Origin of the sequence: Acinetobacter sp. YH12142 (assembly GCF_013418435.1) — a bacterium.
Taxonomy (GTDB): domain Bacteria; phylum Pseudomonadota; class Gammaproteobacteria; order Pseudomonadales; family Moraxellaceae; genus Acinetobacter; species Acinetobacter amyesii.
Genome location: NZ_VPCB01000024.1, coordinates 1 through 17,366, shown reverse-complemented (window position 1 = coordinate 17,366; position 17,366 = coordinate 1). Strand labels below are relative to the sequence as shown.

Annotated in this window: 21 protein-coding genes and 1 rRNA gene; 14 read left to right on the top strand and 8 right to left on the bottom strand. The window is 41.0% G+C overall.

The features are described from left to right. Positions 1-18 precede the first annotated feature (18 nt). Both FTU77_RS14660 and coaBC read right to left on the bottom strand, forming a co-directional pair. On the bottom strand, positions 19-540 hold the full coding sequence (locus FTU77_RS14660; RefSeq protein ID WP_180056107.1) for an Asp-tRNA(Asn)/Glu-tRNA(Gln) amidotransferase subunit GatC: 522 nt from the start codon (positions 538-540) through the stop codon (positions 19-21). 391 nt (positions 541-931) lie between these two features. Then, positions 932-2,203 (bottom strand): bifunctional phosphopantothenoylcysteine decarboxylase/phosphopantothenate--cysteine ligase CoaBC, encoded by a 1,272-nt coding sequence (gene coaBC / locus FTU77_RS14655; RefSeq protein ID WP_180056106.1) that lies wholly within the window; start codon positions 2,201-2,203, stop codon positions 932-934. A 112-nt stretch (positions 2,204-2,315) separates the two neighbouring features. Here coaBC and radC point away from each other — a divergent pair, with 112 nt between their 5' ends. The 3 genes from radC to FTU77_RS14640 all read left to right on the top strand — a co-directional run bounded on the left by radC (position 2,316) and on the right by FTU77_RS14640 (position 5,131). Continuing rightward, a complete protein-coding gene (gene radC, locus FTU77_RS14650) occupies positions 2,316-3,017 on the top strand; it encodes a DNA repair protein RadC (protein WP_180056105.1) in 702 nt (233 codons plus the stop codon). A 75-nt stretch (positions 3,018-3,092) separates the two neighbouring features. Next, positions 3,093-4,004: a bestrophin family protein gene (locus FTU77_RS14645; protein ID WP_078191309.1), complete on the top strand. Its 912-nt coding sequence runs from the start codon at positions 3,093-3,095 to the stop codon at positions 4,002-4,004. 77 nt (positions 4,005-4,081) lie between these two features. Next, positions 4,082-5,131 (top strand): hypothetical protein, encoded by a 1,050-nt coding sequence (locus FTU77_RS14640; protein ID WP_180056104.1) that lies wholly within the window; start codon positions 4,082-4,084, stop codon positions 5,129-5,131. Here FTU77_RS14640 and FTU77_RS14635 read toward each other — a convergent pair. Further along, positions 5,118-5,975, bottom strand: a complete 858-nt coding sequence (locus tag FTU77_RS14635) for a PHP domain-containing protein (protein WP_111885437.1) — start codon at positions 5,973-5,975, stop codon at positions 5,118-5,120. The two genes, FTU77_RS14640 and FTU77_RS14635, sit on opposite strands and share 14 nt — an antisense overlap. Before the next feature lie 44 nt (positions 5,976-6,019). Between FTU77_RS14635 and FTU77_RS14630 the strand changes: the two genes are divergently transcribed. Genes FTU77_RS14630 through mnmC form a run of 4 tightly spaced genes read left to right on the top strand, consistent with a single transcriptional unit; the run spans position 6,020 to position 9,467 of the window. Beyond that, positions 6,020-6,631 carry an inner membrane-spanning protein YciB gene (locus tag FTU77_RS14630; protein WP_078191311.1) on the top strand — a complete coding sequence of 204 codons (612 nt, stop codon included), beginning with the start codon at positions 6,020-6,022 and terminating at the stop codon, positions 6,629-6,631. A gap of 28 nt (positions 6,632-6,659) precedes the next feature. Further along, positions 6,660-6,962 (top strand): YciI family protein, encoded by a 303-nt coding sequence (locus FTU77_RS14625; RefSeq protein WP_078191312.1) that lies wholly within the window; start codon positions 6,660-6,662, stop codon positions 6,960-6,962. A gap of 5 nt (positions 6,963-6,967) precedes the next feature. Beyond that, positions 6,968-7,483 (top strand): hypothetical protein, encoded by a 516-nt coding sequence (locus tag FTU77_RS14620; protein ID WP_078191313.1) that lies wholly within the window; start codon positions 6,968-6,970, stop codon positions 7,481-7,483. Positions 7,484-7,520: 37 nt separating this feature from the next. Further along, positions 7,521-9,467, top strand: coding sequence for an FAD-dependent 5-carboxymethylaminomethyl-2-thiouridine(34) oxidoreductase MnmC (gene mnmC, locus FTU77_RS14615; RefSeq protein WP_180056103.1), 1,947 nt, complete (start codon positions 7,521-7,523; stop codon positions 9,465-9,467). Between the two features lie 44 nt (positions 9,468-9,511). Here mnmC and FTU77_RS14610 read toward each other — a convergent pair whose 3' ends face one another. Then, positions 9,512-9,826, bottom strand: a complete 315-nt coding sequence (locus FTU77_RS14610) for a rhodanese-like domain-containing protein (protein ID WP_078194202.1) — start codon at positions 9,824-9,826, stop codon at positions 9,512-9,514. A gap of 92 nt (positions 9,827-9,918) precedes the next feature. Here FTU77_RS14610 and FTU77_RS14605 point away from each other — a divergent pair, with 92 nt between their 5' ends. From FTU77_RS14605 to FTU77_RS14595, 3 genes are all read left to right on the top strand, one after another. Then, complete coding sequence (locus tag FTU77_RS14605; protein ID WP_078194203.1) at positions 9,919-10,407, top strand: YajQ family cyclic di-GMP-binding protein; 489 nt, start codon at positions 9,919-9,921, stop codon at positions 10,405-10,407. Between the two features lie 27 nt (positions 10,408-10,434). After that, the gene (locus FTU77_RS14600) at positions 10,435-10,938 is read left to right on the top strand and encodes a DUF4442 domain-containing protein (RefSeq protein ID WP_180024582.1); all 504 of its coding nucleotides are present in this window, start codon (positions 10,435-10,437) and stop codon (positions 10,936-10,938) included. Between the two features lie 132 nt (positions 10,939-11,070). Further along, a complete protein-coding gene (locus FTU77_RS14595; protein ID WP_180056102.1) occupies positions 11,071-11,571 on the top strand; it encodes an ester cyclase in 501 nt (166 codons plus the stop codon). A 63-nt stretch (positions 11,572-11,634) separates the two neighbouring features. Here the strand turns inward: FTU77_RS14595 and FTU77_RS14590 are convergent, their stop codons facing one another. The 3 genes from FTU77_RS14590 to FTU77_RS14580 are packed head-to-tail and all read right to left on the bottom strand — an operon-like array spanning position 11,635 to position 13,404. Next, positions 11,635-12,054: an acyl-CoA thioesterase gene (locus tag FTU77_RS14590; protein WP_078191328.1), complete on the bottom strand. Its 420-nt coding sequence runs from the start codon at positions 12,052-12,054 to the stop codon at positions 11,635-11,637. A gap of 21 nt (positions 12,055-12,075) precedes the next feature. Next, entirely contained in the window at positions 12,076-12,507 is a 432-nt protein-coding gene (trxC, locus tag FTU77_RS14585; RefSeq protein WP_180056101.1) for a thioredoxin TrxC, read from the bottom strand. After that, positions 12,508-13,404 carry an alpha/beta hydrolase gene (locus tag FTU77_RS14580; RefSeq protein WP_180051228.1) on the bottom strand — a complete coding sequence of 299 codons (897 nt, stop codon included), beginning with the start codon at positions 13,402-13,404 and terminating at the stop codon, positions 12,508-12,510. 124 nt (positions 13,405-13,528) lie between these two features. Here FTU77_RS14580 and FTU77_RS14575 point away from each other — a divergent pair, with 124 nt between their 5' ends. The 4 genes from FTU77_RS14575 to FTU77_RS14560 all read left to right on the top strand — a co-directional run bounded on the left by FTU77_RS14575 (position 13,529) and on the right by FTU77_RS14560 (position 17,129). Further along, the gene (locus FTU77_RS14575; RefSeq protein ID WP_078191321.1) at positions 13,529-13,864 is read left to right on the top strand and encodes a TIGR01244 family sulfur transferase; all 336 of its coding nucleotides are present in this window, start codon (positions 13,529-13,531) and stop codon (positions 13,862-13,864) included. Beyond that, positions 13,857-14,279, top strand: coding sequence for a beta-lactamase hydrolase domain-containing protein (locus tag FTU77_RS14570; RefSeq protein WP_180051231.1), 423 nt, complete (start codon positions 13,857-13,859; stop codon positions 14,277-14,279). Before FTU77_RS14575 ends, FTU77_RS14570 begins: the two co-directional genes overlap by 8 nt. A gap of 203 nt (positions 14,280-14,482) precedes the next feature. Continuing rightward, positions 14,483-15,670, top strand: coding sequence for a hypothetical protein (locus FTU77_RS14565; protein ID WP_180056100.1), 1,188 nt, complete (start codon positions 14,483-14,485; stop codon positions 15,668-15,670). Positions 15,671-15,755: 85 nt separating this feature from the next. Beyond that, positions 15,756-17,129, top strand: a complete 1,374-nt coding sequence (locus FTU77_RS14560) for a dihydrolipoyl dehydrogenase (protein WP_180056099.1) — start codon at positions 15,756-15,758, stop codon at positions 17,127-17,129. 129 nt (positions 17,130-17,258) lie between these two features. Here FTU77_RS14560 and rrf read toward each other — a convergent pair. After that, positions 17,259-17,366, bottom strand: a 5S ribosomal RNA gene (rrf, locus tag FTU77_RS14555); the annotation flags it as partial.

Below are 17,366 nucleotides of genomic sequence, written 5' to 3'. Positions count from 1 at the left end.
AAACAGTCACATCATCACTCAATGACTATTGACCGTAATATTCCCTTTGGGAAAAGGTTCATCATCATAGCCAGTCCATTGATAATCAGATGGATCTTCTTCCTCACGCATACCCACATAACTCTCAGGCGCCGATGTAACAGGTTCAACCTCTTCTGTTGGTTGTTCCAATTCCTCAACCAAATGATTCAACTCTTGATCTAACTGCGCCTGATACTTTGCAATTTCAGCTTCGTCAATGAAGGCAAATTGTTCTTCATCTATTTTCCATGCATAGCCTTGCAGGTCTTTGTAGATCTCGACCAAAACAGTATAAGGCTGACCATCGTATTGCAGCGTCGCCTGAGCCTTAAAACTTAATCCCTTACGTTCTAATACTTTTATATTTTGAATCCGTAAATGGTACTGCCGATAATCTGGATTCTGATCAAACTCGTGCTGCATCTGCTGCTCAATCTGCCGAGATAATTCATCTGTCGAGACAAAATAGCTACAACCAGCCAAACTCAACAGTAAAAAAATGGTGAGCCATCGAAACATATTGCATCCCCCATGATGCATTTATTCTTGATGAAAAAGTCAGACCGATCACAGATTCCGATCCAAACATTCCTCATTGTTTGCTTCATAATAGCCAATAAAACACACAGTACAAGCCAAATTATCAAGATTTCTCAATTTTATATTTAATTTTGATATCAATCACTTAAATTGCATTTTTACTGTTTTAAAACACTGACAGCCTTGGTCTCTTGCTGACATATTTTTGTTGAAAATGACCATTTTGGTAGTAGTTTCCTAGCCGTCAAATTTTCAATATGAAACCGGTCCCCCTGTGATTTCTTCAATAACGAGCCTTAAACAAAACATCTAAAAAGCGCCATAAAAAAATCCCCGAACATTGCGGGGATTTTTAAGGAATCAACTGAAATTATTCATCGTCCGTTTCAGGCTCATGATGTAGCGCATCATGTATGGCTTCCACCAATTGCTGTGCAATTTCTTGTTTTGAAGCTTTCTCTAAATCACGCTTTTCCATTTGATATTGATCGGCGAAGAACACGGTCATGGCATTTTCATCTGAAGCAAAACCAATGTCTTTACGTGAAACATCATTGCACGCAATCATATCGAGTTTTTTTGCCACAAGTTTGCCTGCAGCATACTCTTCGACATTGCGTGTCTCAGCGGCAAATCCCACCATAAATGGACGTTTTGACTGCTGCGCAATTGTTGCAACGATATCTGGATTTTTAATTAAAGCCACATTGAGTTCATCGCCAGCTTTTTTGATTTTATGCTCTGCAACTTCTGCCACGCGATAATCAGCAACAGCCGCTGTTGCAATAAAAATATCACAGCCTTCATCTAACATTTGCAGACTGGTGTCTAACATTTTAATTGCAGACTGCACATTAATCCGTCGTACACCATTTGGTGTATCTAAACTGACGGGTCCAGCGATCAGCGTTACTTTAGCCCCAGCTGCATAACAAGCCGCTGCCAGTGCAAACCCCATTTTACCTGTACTGTGGTTGGAAATATAACGTACAGGATCTATCGACTCACGTGTTGGACCGGCTGTAATCGCCACATGTTTGCCTGCAAGCATGCCAAATTTTTCAGCAATAGCTCGCTGTGCTTGATGAAAATAGGCCGTCACTTGATCCGCTAAATCTTCTGGCTCAGGCATACGCCCTAAGCCCACATCACCACAGGCTTGAGAACCGGCATCGGGCATGATCACATGTACGCCATCTTCAACCAGTGTATTTAAATTACGCTGTGTCGCTTTGGCTGCCCACATTTGCTGATTCATCGCAGGGGCAACCCAGACGGGTGCTTTAGTCGCAAGATAAAGTGTCGAAAGAAGGTCATCTGCTAAACCCGCCGCAAATTTTGCCAGCGTGTCACAACTTGCAGGAGCAACCAATACCAAATCAGCCCAACGTGCCAATTCAATATGCCCCATGCCCGCTTCTGCTTCGGGATTGAGTAATTCGGTATGCACAGGGTTGCCTGAAAGCGCCTGAAACGTTAGCGAGGTCACAAAGGCTTGCGCACCTTGAGTCATCACCACGCGCACATCAAATCCGGCATCTTTTAACCGACGGACAAGAATGGCACTTTTATAGGCTGCGATACCACCAGTGACACCTAAAAGAATATTTTTTGTGGGCATTACACTTAAATCAAAGCTCACGAACAGGCTACCTATCTGTTGCAGTGGCGCTCACAATAGCATTAAATATGCACTGACCCAACAATCTGCTGTGAAAAAGCCGATTGACTGATAATAAAAAAGTCTAAGAATAATGAATAAATCAATTAAAAATTGGCCTGAACAAGAGCGCCCACGTGAACGCCTGATTCATCAAGGCGCACAAAGTTTATCCGATGCTGAGCTACTGGCTATTTTCCTACGCTCTGGTTCCCAGCAGCATTCTGCTGTCGAGCTCGCACGACTCCTGATCCAACATTTTGGTCAGTTGCAAGCGCTAATGAATGCGTCACTTGAGGATTTGCGCCAGTTTCATGGCATCGGAAACAGTAAATATGCGCAGCTCATGGCGGTAAAAGAACTCGGTAAACGCTATGTGAGTCAACATTTTCAAAATGAAGCCTTACACTTGCAACATTCTGAACAATTGCAAAACTTTCTTCGCTTTGAATTTTTAGCGGAACGTCAAGAAGTCTTTGGCGTGCTTTGTCTAGATGCGCATTTAAGAAAAATAAACTTTAAAAAACTTTTTTATGGCAGCCTCAATACCTGTGAAATTTCCATCAATCAACTGCTGCGTTATGTCATTTCTGAACATGCCAGCAGTATTGTCATTGCACATAATCATCCTTTCGGTCGTGCAGAACCTTCTGCTGCCGATCTTGAATTGACTCGACTCATTCAGCAGGCTTGTCAGCTGGTGGAAATTCGACTGATCGATCATTGTATTATCTCAACAGAAGGGAGTTTTTCCTTTGCTGAACATGGCTTGCTCCAAGCACACTCATCTGCATGAAACAGTTATTGACAAGTGCTTGAGCAAACCCGAAGATCATCATAATTTTTTAAAACTAGAAATTATCATTCGAACATGATCGTCCGTGACCAACCGAGTATTTTTAAACTGCTATTTTCTTGGCGAGGAACGATTTTACCTAAGGTTTTACCGCCGCTCGGGATCGTTATGTTGCTGTCTGCCATTGTGGGCGGCTTATCCTATGTCGATATCTTCCATTTTACCGAATTTCCTTTGGTCGGCTTTACCCTGATCGGTGTTGTGCTGTCGATTTTCTTGGGCTTTAAAAACTCAGCCTGCTATGACCGTTGGTGGGAAGCTCGGCGTTTATGGGGCATTTTGATTGCCAACGCGCGACATTTTGACCGTGACTGCCGTTTACTCAGTCAAGGCCGTCGTGAACGTGTGATTCAACATGTGATCGTCTTTGCCAACGTTTTACGTGACCGACTCCGCCATCAAACTGCCAATCCCACAGAACTGGTTGAAACCAGCGGCATGAGCGCGAATGCCATCACCCAACTATACCAACAAGCCAATGCACCGCAGTACACGTTGAGTTTGATTCAATGGGAGCTGATGCAAGCGCTCAAAGATGGTGAGATTTCAGATATTATTTATACCCAGATGAATCAGCATGTGATGGAACTCAGCACCGTACAAACCGGCTGTGACCGTATTGCCACCACGCCATTACCGTTTGCGTATTCAGTCTTGCTGAATCGAACCGTTTATTTTTTCTGTTTTGTCTTACCCTTTAGCTTGGGTTCTACTTTAGGTCTAGCGACCCCCCTTTTGGTCGGGATTTTGGCCTATACCTTTTTAGGCTTAGATGCGCTGAGTTCTGAGATTGAAGAGCCCTTTGGTACACAAAGTAATGACCTTCCATTGGACTCGATGGTGCGTACTATTGAAATTGAACTTCTTGGAACTTTAGGAAAACCCACCCCACCACCGATTCAAGCTAAAGATCATAATTTATTATAATTGGTATGCGTTTCGCCTGAATGCACGGATCGCATTCAGATCCATGATCCATACAACACCCATAATAAGGAAAAATCATGAAAATAAAAAAACGGATTTTCACTTATAAGCCACAACCGATTCTGCATCCTTGCAAAGCGCTTGCTGTGATTTTCATGTTCGTTGTGTTGCTGTTTAGCATCGCATTACTCCTAGCATGGCAAGGCATATTATTCACATCATGGCAAAGCAATTGGCAATTCTTATTCCTGATGAGTGCTCTATTTGTCATCAGTATATTTCGTGACAAATCGCAAAGAATCAAATTTCCATTTTGGATTCAACAGCATTTGATTGATCCCAAATTGGCTTTGGATTTAAAAGAACACGCCTTACGCAGTTCAGATGCTGTGATTGTGGATTATCGAGATGTCCGTGAACATTGGTGGCAAGGCAAACAGCAACAATTGCTCTTAAAGCTCAATGAACTTGAAGAGGCGAAATGGTTTAGCGTCGATCTCCATCAAGTCTTTGCGAGTACTTTGTTTTTAAACATTCATGTGCAATTGAATTCTGCCCTCATTGGGCAACAGATTTGGGTGCATTATTTGGCACGTACGCGCACCATCGTGCAGTTATATGCGCATGATCAGCTTGATGATTTTCATCAAATGAAAAACTACTTTGCCATGCCCTATACGGGGAATATCTATTTTGAGCAGATTCCAACACGGCTTACGTTGGATTTACCTTATTTATCGGAAATTCATGCCGTTCGTGAAGAAGATCAACCCGGTTATCTCCTCAAACTGAAAACCAGTTATGGGCAGAGCTATCGTATCAGTTCACAGGCACGGCATTTTGATAAACTCGAATTGGCACTCTCAAGCGCCATTGATTTTATTCCTTATCGCAATTTTAAACATCAACCTACCATGCAATCTGCCTTGCTGACCAAGAGGCATCCTCAACGCGTGACAAGTCTACTGTTGTGCATAATCGCCATCAGTGTTTTTATCATCGCGTTTTTGTTCAAGGCATGGTTCTGGGCATGCGTTGCCGTGGGCTGCCTCTATCTGCTTTACCGTAACATTCAGCATTATCGAACTTCACCGTTTATCGAAGATCCTGATGTCAATGTGACTTAAAACTGTCCCAGATTCCAACTTGCCCTTCTTTCACTCGAGGGATGTTGCCGAGTTTGATCCATGGCATATTGTCACCATGAAAATCACTCCCAACAGAAACTTTTAAGTTAAAGGCAGCAATCATACGATCCACCATTTGACGAGTCGATAATGGCTCAATTGCCGGTGGTAATTCCACTGCATCACCGCCCGCTTCAGCAAAGATTTCAATCAAATAACGAATATTGGTCGCAGATAAATCATAACGCGTTGGATGCGCTAACACTGCAAAGCCACCACTGGCATGAATCACCTCAATGGTCTCAACAAGACTCGGACCTTCAAATTTTACAAAAGCTTTTTTGCCTTCTTTAATATATTTATCAAAAGCTTGTTGTGGACGTGAAACTACCCCCTTTTCCACCAAAGTTTTGGCAATATGGGTACGTGTTACCCGATCTGGAATATGGTCGACTTTGGCAACCACATCGCTATAAATATCTTGACCAATTAACGGTATCAGTAAGTCACAAATCTGCCGAGCACGTTCCGCTCGAATACGCTTTTGATCCATTAATAAGGCTTGTAAGGGCGCAGGATTTTGCATATTTAAAGCGACGATATGCACACCATAACTTTTTTTGGTCGCAGGTCTCGACCACTGGCTAGAAATCTCCACACCAGAGATTAATTGCAGCTTTAATTCATGCGCAACCTGCTCTGCAGCCAACAATCCGTCCATCGTATCGTGATCAGTCAAAGCCAGCGTATGAATTCCAATAGCACTTGCGGCCTGCACCAGAGCCTCTGGTGACAAAGTACCATCAGAAATATTACTGTGTGTATGTAAATCTACGCCTTGCATCTCTATACTATGTCATTTATTTGATCAGATTTAGATACTCTAACATGAAAGCACTTTTAGACTTTGTGCCACTCATTATTTTCTTTTATTTATATAAAACTGTAGATCCAAAAGATACGCAGCACCCATTATTACAATTAATTGGTTCTGCTGGGGGTGTCGATAACAATAACATTCTTGTGGCAACATCAGGTCTCATCATTTCCATGCTTGTGGTTTATGGTGCATTGTTTGTCATGCAAAAATTCCGTCTAGATAAACAACAATGGATTGTGTTGTTCATGACCGTGATTTTTGGTGGTATTACCCTGATGCTAAGCGATGATTTTTATATTCGGTTAAAAGCCGTTTTACTGAACTTAGTGTTTGCTGGGGCGTTTTTACTTTCTCCACTGTTTAGTAAAGATAAGAAACCACTCATCGAACGTTTATTTGGTCCAGTCTTAAATTTAACCGCTGTCGGTTGGAAACGATTGAACTATGCATGGGCTGCAATGTTCGTGGTGATGTCATGTTTACACACCTTTTTCGCTTATTTGTTTGCAGACGGAAAATATTGGGGTGAATTCACTGCTTTTGGTGACATGATCGTGATGTTTTCCTTTATCATTATTCAGTTTATTGTATTACGTAAATACTTTAAGACCTCAGAATAATCCATTCGGTCAAAAATCAGGAAAAGTCATGCCATTATTCGTCGTAAGCTGTACAGATAATGAAGGTACAGTGGAAAAGCGCCTTGCGGTTCGTCCTCAACATCTTGAACGTCTACAAAAACTTGATGATGAAGGTCGTCTGATTGTTGCAGGTGCGATGCCTAAAGATCCGGCTAACCCGCAAGCTGGTTTTTATGGCAGTACGATCATTGTCGATTTTGATAGTCGTGAAGCCCTAGACCAATGGTTGGCAGATGAACCTTTCCTCAAAGAAGGGGTTTATGGCCAAATTGATGTCAAACCATTTAACAAAGCATTTCCTAAAGGATAAGGTTCATGCGCGTCGTTGTTTCTAGTTTACTGGGCTTATCTTTAATTTGTTCAACTGCATGGGCTGAAGAACCGGCTCCTGCACCTGCTGTAGCCCCTGCTGCTCAAGCAACGACTGCAACACCTCCTCCCAATCCTGTGCCGCATACCATTCCTGCCAATAAACCGGGCATCATTAAAGTGGCGGCAACCGTCAATCCTAATGGTCAACCTCAAGATGCGAATCCATTGACCATTGAACAATTGGCAAAAAATAAAGCGCTACAAGATGCCAAAGTCAAAGCAATGGTCAAAGACCAATCTGTACGCTTACAACAGTTAGAAAAAGCTAACCTTGAAGCCTTGGCGCAAAACCAAGAATTACAACTTAAAAATGATAGCTTGGGCGTACAAGTACAAGTGCTACAAAGTGAACGTAGCGCGCAGATGTTTTTATACGGCGGGACCACACTGGGTGTTGGCGTGATTTTAGGTTTCTTATTGGCCAGTTACGTCTATACCAAACGTCGTCGTCAATGGTAATTCGTTTTTCTACTTCAATTTAAAGGTTGCTTGAGTTTTGTCAGGTGCAATTCAGACTGCCGATCTCGATTGGCAAATGATCGATGGCATTGATATACCAGTGTCTAAACAGTTTGGTGATGTGTATTTTTCGAAGGATAACGGCCTACTCGAAACACGTCATGTGTTTTTAAAAGGGAATGACCTCGACACTCGCCTTGCGGCACTGACTGATTTTGAATATTTCAGTGTCGGCGAAACAGGTTTTGGTACAGGCTTAAATATTTTGGCCCTGTGGCAATTATGGCAACAGGTTCGTCCAAATAATCACAGTCATCTACATGCTATTTCTGTAGAAAAATTCCCTTTATCTAAAGCAGATCTCATTCGTGCATTAAATGCATGGCCTGAATTACAGCCATTGGCACAGCAACTGATTGCGCAATATCCTGAACCTATTGCGGGATGTCATCGACTCAATTTTCCAGAAGAACGTTTTTCGATTGATCTTTGGTTAGGCGATGCACACGACGTTTTTCCTGTCATGGCAAAAACTACTACAGTCAATGCATGGTTCTTGGACGGTTTTGCACCTGCCTGTAATCCTGACATGTGGGAAGAAAACGTACTCAAAAATATCGTGCGTCTATCGGACATTGGGACGACCTTCGCCTCATTTAGTGTGGCCGGTGTACTCAAACGCGGCTTACGTGAACATGGCATTACTATTACACGACCACGTGGCTTTGCACATAAACGTGAAATGCTCAAAGCCTTTTGGCTCTCACCTGAAAGTTCAGATGATCAATCCGAAGTTGCGGACATACCCACTTTAGACGAAAAAAAAAATTCTGAAATCACTGTAGGTCATAACCCTCGTCAAATCGCAATTATTGGCGCTGGCATCGCAGGTTTAAGCTGTGCTTGGGCATTTGCTCAACGCGGGCATCAAGTGCGTATTTACGAGAAATCAGCACCACTCAGCGGTGGGTCGGGTAATCCTCTTGCTCTACTCAACCCTAAACTCTGTCCAATTGAACAAAGTGCTGAGCATCTGATGACCCTCAGTTGGTTATATGCGCTCAAGCATTATCAAAACTTCAAGGCATTTCGTCCCTTACAGATTCACCAATCTATTTTAAAAAATAAAGCAGAATACCTTGATTTAGCTCAAGCTTATCCTTCAGAGGTGTTAGCTGCTGAAGAAGGCACGCCAAATCAATTAGCTTCAGCATTTCCAACCCTGCTCCTCAAACAAGCAGGCGCGGTCAGTCCACATCAGCTTCGTGACCAAATCTTGGCACATCCGCACATTGAATTGTTACAAGCAGATATTCAACGCATTGAGCAGCAACAAAATGGCGTTGCGCTATTTACACAGGATCAGCAGCTTCCATCTGTCGAACATGTCATTCTCTGTGCAGCACGTGAAAGTATGCAGCTACAAACAGATTATCCAGAGCTGCGTGCCATTCGTGGACAAGTCAGTTGGTTGAACAACCCCGCTCAACAAATGGATATGCATACCGCCTATAGTTATGGAGGCTATTGTATGCAACTGGATGCCGAACAGATGATTATGGGCGCGTCATTTTATCCCGGCCGTGATGACACCGACGTTCTCACCGAAGACCATGTGCATAACTATGAACTTATCCACAGTGTGTTCCCTGACTTTGCCAAAACCTTAGCACCGATTGAGCAATGGCATGGACGTGCTGCGATTCGCGCACAGACGAAAGACTTTTTCCCGGTAATTGGTGCAGTCCATGAAGATCAGCACATTTATAGCTGTAGTGGACTCGGTTCTAAAGGTTTCCTGTATGCACCGCTCTGTAGTGAAATCATTGCCGCGCTAGTCTTAAAAGAAGCCTGCCCTATTCCAACACAGCTACTCGATAAAATTCATGCAGCACGTTTTATACGACGCGCCAAAGCGAAACAAAAAACCAAGAAACCTTATTTTCAAGGTCAGGTGCCCTCAGCACCACCTCAAGAAAAATAACTTGCAATAAAAAAGCGCCTTTCGGCGCTTTTTTTGATTCGATCTTATTTCCCTTGTTCCAAAGGAAGACCGGCATCACGAGCAGCACGCGTGCCGCCCATTAAGATTACATATTCACGTGAGCTGTCAAAACCCTCTAGTAACTCTGCTGCACGTGGAGCTTTACTTCCGCCACCACATAAAATGTAAATGGGTTGATCCGTTGACACCTGAGTCAGTGCATCTGATGACAATGCGTTGATCGGTCGGTTAACCGCACCTTTCACATGTGCTTCAGCATAAGCACTTGCATCGCGAACATCCCAGATAATCGAGTCTTCTGGGAACTCAAATGTTGTAATTTCTTGTTTACGGATCATTGCGCACTCCTTTTGATGTAAACAACACTTGGCAAATGAAGAAAACATCCCTAGCATCTCAGATATTCTTTCCCTTTGTAAAGGTCTAATCTATGCCTTCTTTTGATATTGTTTCCGAATTAGAAGTTTTTGAAGTAAATCATGCAGTTCAAAACACGCAAAAAGAAATTGCGACGCGTTTTGACTTCCGTGGTCAAGACGTTTCAATTGAGTTAAATGAGAAAAATAAGGAAATCAAAATCTCAACAGAAAGCGATTTCCAATGTGAGCAAGTGTATACCATGCTCGAAAATCATTTCTTCAAACGTAAAGTCGACATTCAAGCGCTCGATCCACAAAAAATGACCGCTTCTGGTAAAAACGTCATTCAAGTGATCAAACTAAAAGACGGTCTTGACTCTGATACTGCAAAAAAAATCAATAAAGCCATTAAAGAAAGCGGCATTAAAGTGCAATCTTCTATTCAAGGCGACAAAATTCGTGTGACTGACAAGAAACGTGACACTTTGCAACAAGTGATGGCGTTCTTAAAAGAGCAACAGTTTGGTGTGCCGCTTCAATTTAATAACTTTAAAGACTAAGGCATTACATTTGCCATAGAGGACGACATGACACGACCAAACCGCCTACATAAAATCGTAAACGCATCATCTAAATTACCGAAAGGTCTTCAGAGTCGTTTGCTCAGTCAAGCATTTGGTCGCGTCGTGCCTATGGTCGGTACCGCTAAAATTCGTTATCAACATGTCAGCCCTGAGCGTGTTGAGGTGAGCATCGCCAATCATAAGGCGATGCAAAACCATATCGGGCAAGTACATGCCTGTGCCATGGCGCTGATCGCAGAAACAGCCACAGGCTTTGTCACAGCAATGAACGTCCCAGACAGTGCCATTGTCCTGATTAAAAGCTTCAAAGTTGATTTTAAACGTCCAACCCAAGGTGGGATGAAAGCCATCGCAACGCTTACACCCGAACAGCAACGACAAATGCAAAGCACAGAAAAAGGTGAAACCTTAGTACAGGTCTTAGTCACCGATGAATCTGGTGAAGCACCGATTCAATGTGAAATGCTTTGGGCTTGGGTGGAAAAATCTGCTCTGAAAAATAAATAAATGTAAATAAAACTTACTTTTAAGTAAGTATAAGTTTTACCAAATTTCAGCAAAATCAAGACTGTTTTTTACTATTTATACGCCCTAATTCCGCTCAATATGCTTGCACGACACAAATATATTGAGCACTTTATGAAAAAAATCATTCCCCTTTCATTCATCAGTATGGCGGTGTTTTTAACTGCATGTCAAAGTACTATTCCTGCAACGCCAACAACTCCAAATCAAACGGCTGAAAGCAATATTCAAACCAGCCAAGCGGCGGAAAATAAGAAAATCGTGATTGATTTTTATGAAGGTGTCTTTCTTAAACATCAGGTTAAGACATATGCTGACCGATATATTGGCAATCAATATATTCAACATAATCCGCATGTACCTGATGGCAAAGCGCCTTTTGTCGATTATTTTACCCAGTATTTTAAACAAAATCCTGAAGCAAAAAACCAGATCAAACGTGCCGCTGCCGAAGGTGATTTGGTCTATTTACATGTGCACTCTACGCAGAATAATCAAGACCGTGGAGAAGCGATTATTGATATCTTCCGTGTTGAAAATGGCAAGATCGTCGAACATTGGGATGTGCAACAAAGCATTCCTGAAACCAGTGCCAACTCAAACACGATGTTTTAATTTCTCAGCCACTATTCATAAAAAAAGCCACTCGATTGAGCGGCTTTTTTTGTCTTACTTTAATTAAGCTTGATCTGCAGCAAATTTAGCTTTTGCATCCGCAGGAATTTGACGCTTAGCACCTTTCACATCGACAGCGACAAATGTAAATACACCTTCGGTTACGCGAATTGGATCACGTGAACTGTCGTGACTATCCCAAACTTCAATCTGCATTTGGATAGAGGTATTACCCACTTTTAAAATTTTGGTATATACACTGATGACATCCCCGACTTTCACAGGAACGAGGAAGGTCATTTGGTTAATTGAAATCGTTGCACAGCGTCCTTGACTGAAACGCTCTGCGTGAATTGCACCGGCCAAGTCCATTTGTGACACGATCCAACCACCGAAAACATCACCACTCCAGTTGGTGTCTGCAGGCATCGCGATGGTTTGTAGGGAAAGCGTTCCTTCAGGTTTTACATGAGTTTCTGACACTTTAGCTCCTGGCGCTGACATTTATTGAGGTAGATTTAACTGCTGATTGAGCCATTGTTGTAACTCACCAGCACGCATTGCACCGCTTATTCTAGCAATTTCGTTGGTTTTATTCATCAAAACCAGTGTAGGAATACTACGAACATTAAATGCACCGCTCAATCGAGGGTTTGCTTCGGTATCAATTTTGGCAAAAACCACCTTCGGATTAAATTTTGCAACTTGTGCAAAGTGTGGCGCCATCATCTTACATGGTCCACACCATTCAGCCCATAAATCGATCAGCACAGGTAAATCACTATTGCTAATAAAGTTGGCAAAGTTCTTTTCATTCAACTCGATGGGCGCCAATGGAATCAATGCTTGATGACATTGACCACATGCAGGTCCAACTTCGAGTTTTTCTTCAGGTACACGGTTTTTTGCACCACATTCAGGACACACAACGATCATTTAGCTGACTCCAACATGTTGATGTAAAAATTCTAATTGGGTTGCCATGGCTTTTTCAAACCATTGCCCATGATAAATATCAAAATGTTGCATTTCCCACTCATAATATTGCACATACGGTGCAATATTGGTCGCAGTTTCTCGGCTTGATTCGATGGGAATCAAACCATCTTCTTTGGCTGCAATAAAAAGTACTGGTATGCTAATTTTACGGACATCCAATATTGGACGATAACGAATTAATTTAAAAAAGGCCCGAGCCGGAATTTCGCCACTCCAATAAAAATCAGGATTTACAATCGATAAATAGCCCGCATAACTGTCTTCAGACTGTAAAAAACACAATCGATGTGGATGAACTACAGGCAAAGTCGTTGGGCTCATCCCAACTTTTGAGCCCATATAGTCCTGACTTGATAATTTTAATGCTTTGGGTAATTGCTGTAGGGGATACAATTTTGCACTTTCAGCGCCGTCGACAAATGGAACTTGTACCATCACCGCTTTAATATTTTTAAGCTCTGCCGCCAAACTGAGTACATAGCCACCACTCAGCGATGTTCCCCATAATACAATGCGCCTTGAATCAATCGATTTACGCTGCTGTAAATGATCGATCATGGTCCGCCAATCTTCAAGTTGAGCTTTAAGGTTCACTAATTCTCTCGGACGCCCCGTGCTACCCCCCCAATAGCGATAGTCAAACAACACGACAGCATAGCCCGCTTGTACAAAGCGCTTGGCATATTGCACTAATTTAAACTGGCGTAATGCCGCCAAACCATGTGCCATGAGAATGACTGCAGGTTTTTCAACAGATTTTGGACGATAAAAGTCAGCAGCTATAACATCTTGTCCGCTTTTGACATACAGTGGTTCGACTGTATAGGCGTGCATACGCGCTCCATTGCGTTATTTTATGGTTGTAATCGCTTATAAAAATTTAAGAACATTCTGCTCAAGTTTGTGCTTAATGCTATCATAAAGCATAAATCTATGAATTAAATTATGGAGTGACTCAATGAGCGAAAATGTTGGTTTTGCAGGTCAAATCGGCCCAGAACATGTAGCGCAAGTGGTTGAAAAAGGCTTTAAATCGATTATCAATAACCGCCCTGACATGGAAGGTGGTCCTGAGCAACCAACCAGTGCTCAAATTGAAGAAGCAGCTCGTAGCGCTGGTTTAGACTATGTTCATCAACCTGTTGTTGCGGGTCAAATTTCTGAGCTAGATGTCCGTAACTTTGCTAATCATTTTAATGAATTGCCAAAGCCAGTACTCATGTTCTGTCGTACAGGTAACCGTTCAAATAACCTATATCAACTAGCAAAACAGATGGATCTTTTGGATGACTAAGGCTTTCATTCAAAAAGCTTTATTGATCGCAACATGCATCTTTCCAGCACCTACATATGCAGATAATAGCAGTCAGCCTTTAAATGCAAATTTAAGTGTCTCTGGACAAATGACCACAGATAAATTTTCAAGTTTACTCAAGCAACTTAAATTTAAATCTGTGATTGTGAATCGACCAGATAGTGAGGCGGGCAATGAAGTGACTGTTTTACAGTTAAGAGGGATTGCTGAAAAGTCTCATGTGAGTGTTGTGTATCAACCTGTGCAAAGTGGTAAAATTTTTCAAACAGACGTGAAGGAATTTGCCAAATATTATAATGAGCTCCCTAAACCCATTTTGATGATTTGTCGCAGCGGCTCTCGTTCGACATCTCTTTTCAATCAAGCTAAGGCTCAAGGTTTGCTCAATGACTAAATTCGTGTTTGTAGTTTTATTTACAACGTTGTTGCTAACAGGGTGTAATTCTATGAATGTACGTCCAACCGTTGGTGTAAGTGTCGGGACTGCACTATAAAATGACGAATATAAAGATGGCGCTATTTGCGCCATTTTTTATGTGTGGTATCTTTACGCAATATAACTTTTTCTATACATAAATAACTATTTTGGGGTACTTCATGAAATTCGTTCAAGGGACACTTGTACTTACTTTAGCCACTATACTTACAGCTTGTGGTGGTGGTGGTAGTGATGGATATTTTAATAACGAAGGAACAGATTCTTCTAATCAAAACAATAATAATAACAATGGTGGTACAACAACCCCAACTGAAATTGCAAAAGCACAGTTAGATATTCTAAAACGTGAAGGGCAATATTTATTCGGTAATTATGATCCTAACGATGCATCAACAGCAAAAGGCTATATTGATCATTCAATGGATACATTTGCGCAAGGTCCATTACAAATAGCTCTAGATGCAAAAAAATTATTCGACAAAGATAAAACGGCATTTTTTTATCGTGAAAAATGTATGGATTCAGGTACATATGCAAATACAGGTTGTTATATCCTTTTTGGTGACGAACAAATTAAAACTGCGCTAAATAGCGTAAATCCTCAAAAATATAATAACTGGGACTTTGATGTTAATGATGATGAAGTTTCAGGTATGAAACTATCACAAGAACAAATTGATGCATTTACTGGAAAAACGATGATTATCATTTTTGATAATCGCAATACTGATAAAAAATATAATGATATTTGGGTTACTGGTGTATTTGGCTACCCTTATAAACAAAGTTGGGGTTTAAGTCAGACAGAGCAGTTAAGAATCGTTTCAATGAATGAAACAGATAGTGAATATCAAGTAACATTAACATATGAAGACGAAACAACTGAAACTAAGGGTGCGTTAAGCATCTATAAAGACCCAACATCAACAGATGGGGAACTGTTTGTATTACAAAATAACTCGTCATTTGATGTTCTAACAAATGACAACCCAAATACACCTGAAGTCGAATCAGTTTCTTTCACTATTAATTCATTGCCAGGGAATCCATCTACTCTTGCTACTTATCGAATTAAATCTAATTCCGTGCAAGTATTAGATATCCCAAGCATTTCAACAATTTCTGGTAGTCGAATAGAAAATGAAACTCCAAATTCAAATTCCCAAAATTTTTCTGGAAGTATTTATTTAGAAGGTACTAATATTTTTACATTTAAAAATTCTTTAAATGGCACAGTACTCAAATTTAAACATATTTTCAATAATATTACTTTTGAAGGACAATCAGTGAATAATAACGGCGTTATTACAACAACTTTGAGCCAACCAACATCCATTAAATATTAATATGTAAGTATTTGAAATAAAACCTTCCTTATGGAGGGTTTTTTTATATATTTAATTATAATTATTTAAAATGAAATTTAGAAAAATGTACGACATCATCATTATCGGTGCAGGAACAGCAGGCATTTCAGCCTATAAAGAAGCAATTAAAAAAACACAAAATATTCTTATCATTAATGATGGTCCTTGGGACACCACCTGTGCACGTGTCGGTTGTATGCCCAGTAAAATACTTATCTCTACTGCCAACCGTATGTACGAAATAGGACATGCTGATAATTTAGGGCTAGATGTCAAAAGTGAAATTGATACCTCTAGCGTCATGCAACATGTTCAAACCTTACGTGATCGTTTTACAAGAGCCACGTTAAAAGATGTTAAAAGCTGGCCAAGCCAACATAAAATTTCAGGAAAAGCTGAATTTATTGATTCAAATACAATTCAAGTAAATAACCAAACATATCAAGCCAAGTCATTTATCCTTGCAGTAGGTACAACTCCTGCTATAGATACTGAACAAAAACAAATATTAGGCGATAAATTAATTACATCCGATCAGATATTTGAATTAGAACAACTCCCAAAATCTGTCGCAGTTATTGGAAGTGGCGTGATTGCTTTGGAATTAGCTCAGGCTTTAGCACGGCTTAATATAAACACCACCGTTTTTGCACGTAGTCGAAAAATTGGCTCACTGAGTAGCCCTATATTGCAAAAGCTCGCACAGGAAGAATTAAGTAAAGAGTTAAAGCTAAAGTTTGAAATTTTACCTGAACATTACTCTGTTGAAGGCGATCTAGTTCATCTAACCTACACTGAAGAAAACGTACAAAAAACGCTACAAGTTGACTATGTCTTAGCTGCAACTGGCAGACATACATTATTAAATACATTAGGTTTAGAACGTATAAGTGCGGAATTTAAAGATTTAAAAAAATTACCGATCGACCCTCATACAAAGCAATTAGCAGATTATCCTATTTTTATCGTCGGTGATGCACATACCAATACCCCTATCCAACACGAAGCAGCTCATGAAGGCAAGTTTGCTGTACAAAACTGTTTAAATTTTCCACAAACTAAATCCATCAAGACGCTAACACCTTTAGGCATCTTATTTTCTACACCACAAATGGCAACTATTGGTCAAAGCTATAAGCAACTACAAGATAAAAACACAGAATTCGTCATTGGTTTCGTTTCTTACGAAAGACAAGGTCGTGCGATTGTTGCTGCTAAAAATAAAGGGGCTGCCGAAGTATATGTGGATACAATTAACCATACACTATTAGGAGCTGAGCTATTCTGTGCAGAAGCTGAACATTTAGCACATTTGCTAGCTTGGATGATTTCAGAAGAACTAAGCATACATGAAATTTTGGATAAACCTTTCTATCATCCAACTTTAGAAGAAGGGTTAAGAACAGCATTAAAGCATGCACGACGTCAGTTAAGATAATTTTATCGTTCTATGTAAACTTATAGCGTTGGATACCAGCGCTTAATTTCCGTATCCCCCTCTATCTTTTTCCTTTCCACGCATAAAAAAACACCCCCAACGTTTAAGTTGGGGGTGTTTCGAATAATGAGCTGGCGATGACTTACTCTCACATGGGTAACCCCACACTACCATCAGCGCTAAGAGGTTTCACTTCTGAGTTCGGGAAGGGATCAGGTGGTTCACTCTTGCTATTGT

Coding starts and splice junctions, on each gene's coding strand:
- FTU77_RS14660 (WP_180056107.1), bottom strand. CDS start 540: ATGTTTCGATGGCTCACCATTTTTTTACTGTTGAGTTTGGCTGGTTGT.
- radC (WP_180056105.1), top strand. CDS start 2,316: ATGAATAAATCAATTAAAAATTGGCCTGAACAAGAGCGCCCACGTGAA.
- FTU77_RS14645 (WP_078191309.1), top strand. CDS start 3,093: ATGATCGTCCGTGACCAACCGAGTATTTTTAAACTGCTATTTTCTTGG.
- FTU77_RS14640 (WP_180056104.1), top strand. CDS start 4,082: ATGAAAATAAAAAAACGGATTTTCACTTATAAGCCACAACCGATTCTG.
- FTU77_RS14635 (WP_111885437.1), bottom strand. CDS start 5,975: ATGCAAGGCGTAGATTTACATACACACAGTAATATTTCTGATGGTACT.
- FTU77_RS14630 (WP_078191311.1), top strand. CDS start 6,020: ATGAAAGCACTTTTAGACTTTGTGCCACTCATTATTTTCTTTTATTTA.
- FTU77_RS14625 (WP_078191312.1), top strand. CDS start 6,660: ATGCCATTATTCGTCGTAAGCTGTACAGATAATGAAGGTACAGTGGAA.
- FTU77_RS14620 (WP_078191313.1), top strand. CDS start 6,968: ATGCGCGTCGTTGTTTCTAGTTTACTGGGCTTATCTTTAATTTGTTCA.
- FTU77_RS14610 (WP_078194202.1), bottom strand. CDS start 9,826: ATGATCCGTAAACAAGAAATTACAACATTTGAGTTCCCAGAAGACTCG.
- FTU77_RS14605 (WP_078194203.1), top strand. CDS start 9,919: ATGCCTTCTTTTGATATTGTTTCCGAATTAGAAGTTTTTGAAGTAAAT.
- FTU77_RS14600 (WP_180024582.1), top strand. CDS start 10,435: ATGACACGACCAAACCGCCTACATAAAATCGTAAACGCATCATCTAAA.
- FTU77_RS14595 (WP_180056102.1), top strand. CDS start 11,071: ATGAAAAAAATCATTCCCCTTTCATTCATCAGTATGGCGGTGTTTTTA.
- trxC (WP_180056101.1), bottom strand. CDS start 12,507: ATGATCGTTGTGTGTCCTGAATGTGGTGCAAAAAACCGTGTACCTGAA.
- FTU77_RS14580 (WP_180051228.1), bottom strand. CDS start 13,404: ATGCACGCCTATACAGTCGAACCACTGTATGTCAAAAGCGGACAAGAT.
- FTU77_RS14575 (WP_078191321.1), top strand. CDS start 13,529: ATGAGCGAAAATGTTGGTTTTGCAGGTCAAATCGGCCCAGAACATGTA.
- FTU77_RS14570 (WP_180051231.1), top strand. CDS start 13,857: ATGACTAAGGCTTTCATTCAAAAAGCTTTATTGATCGCAACATGCATC.
- FTU77_RS14565 (WP_180056100.1), top strand. CDS start 14,483: ATGAAATTCGTTCAAGGGACACTTGTACTTACTTTAGCCACTATACTT.
- FTU77_RS14560 (WP_180056099.1), top strand. CDS start 15,756: ATGTACGACATCATCATTATCGGTGCAGGAACAGCAGGCATTTCAGCC.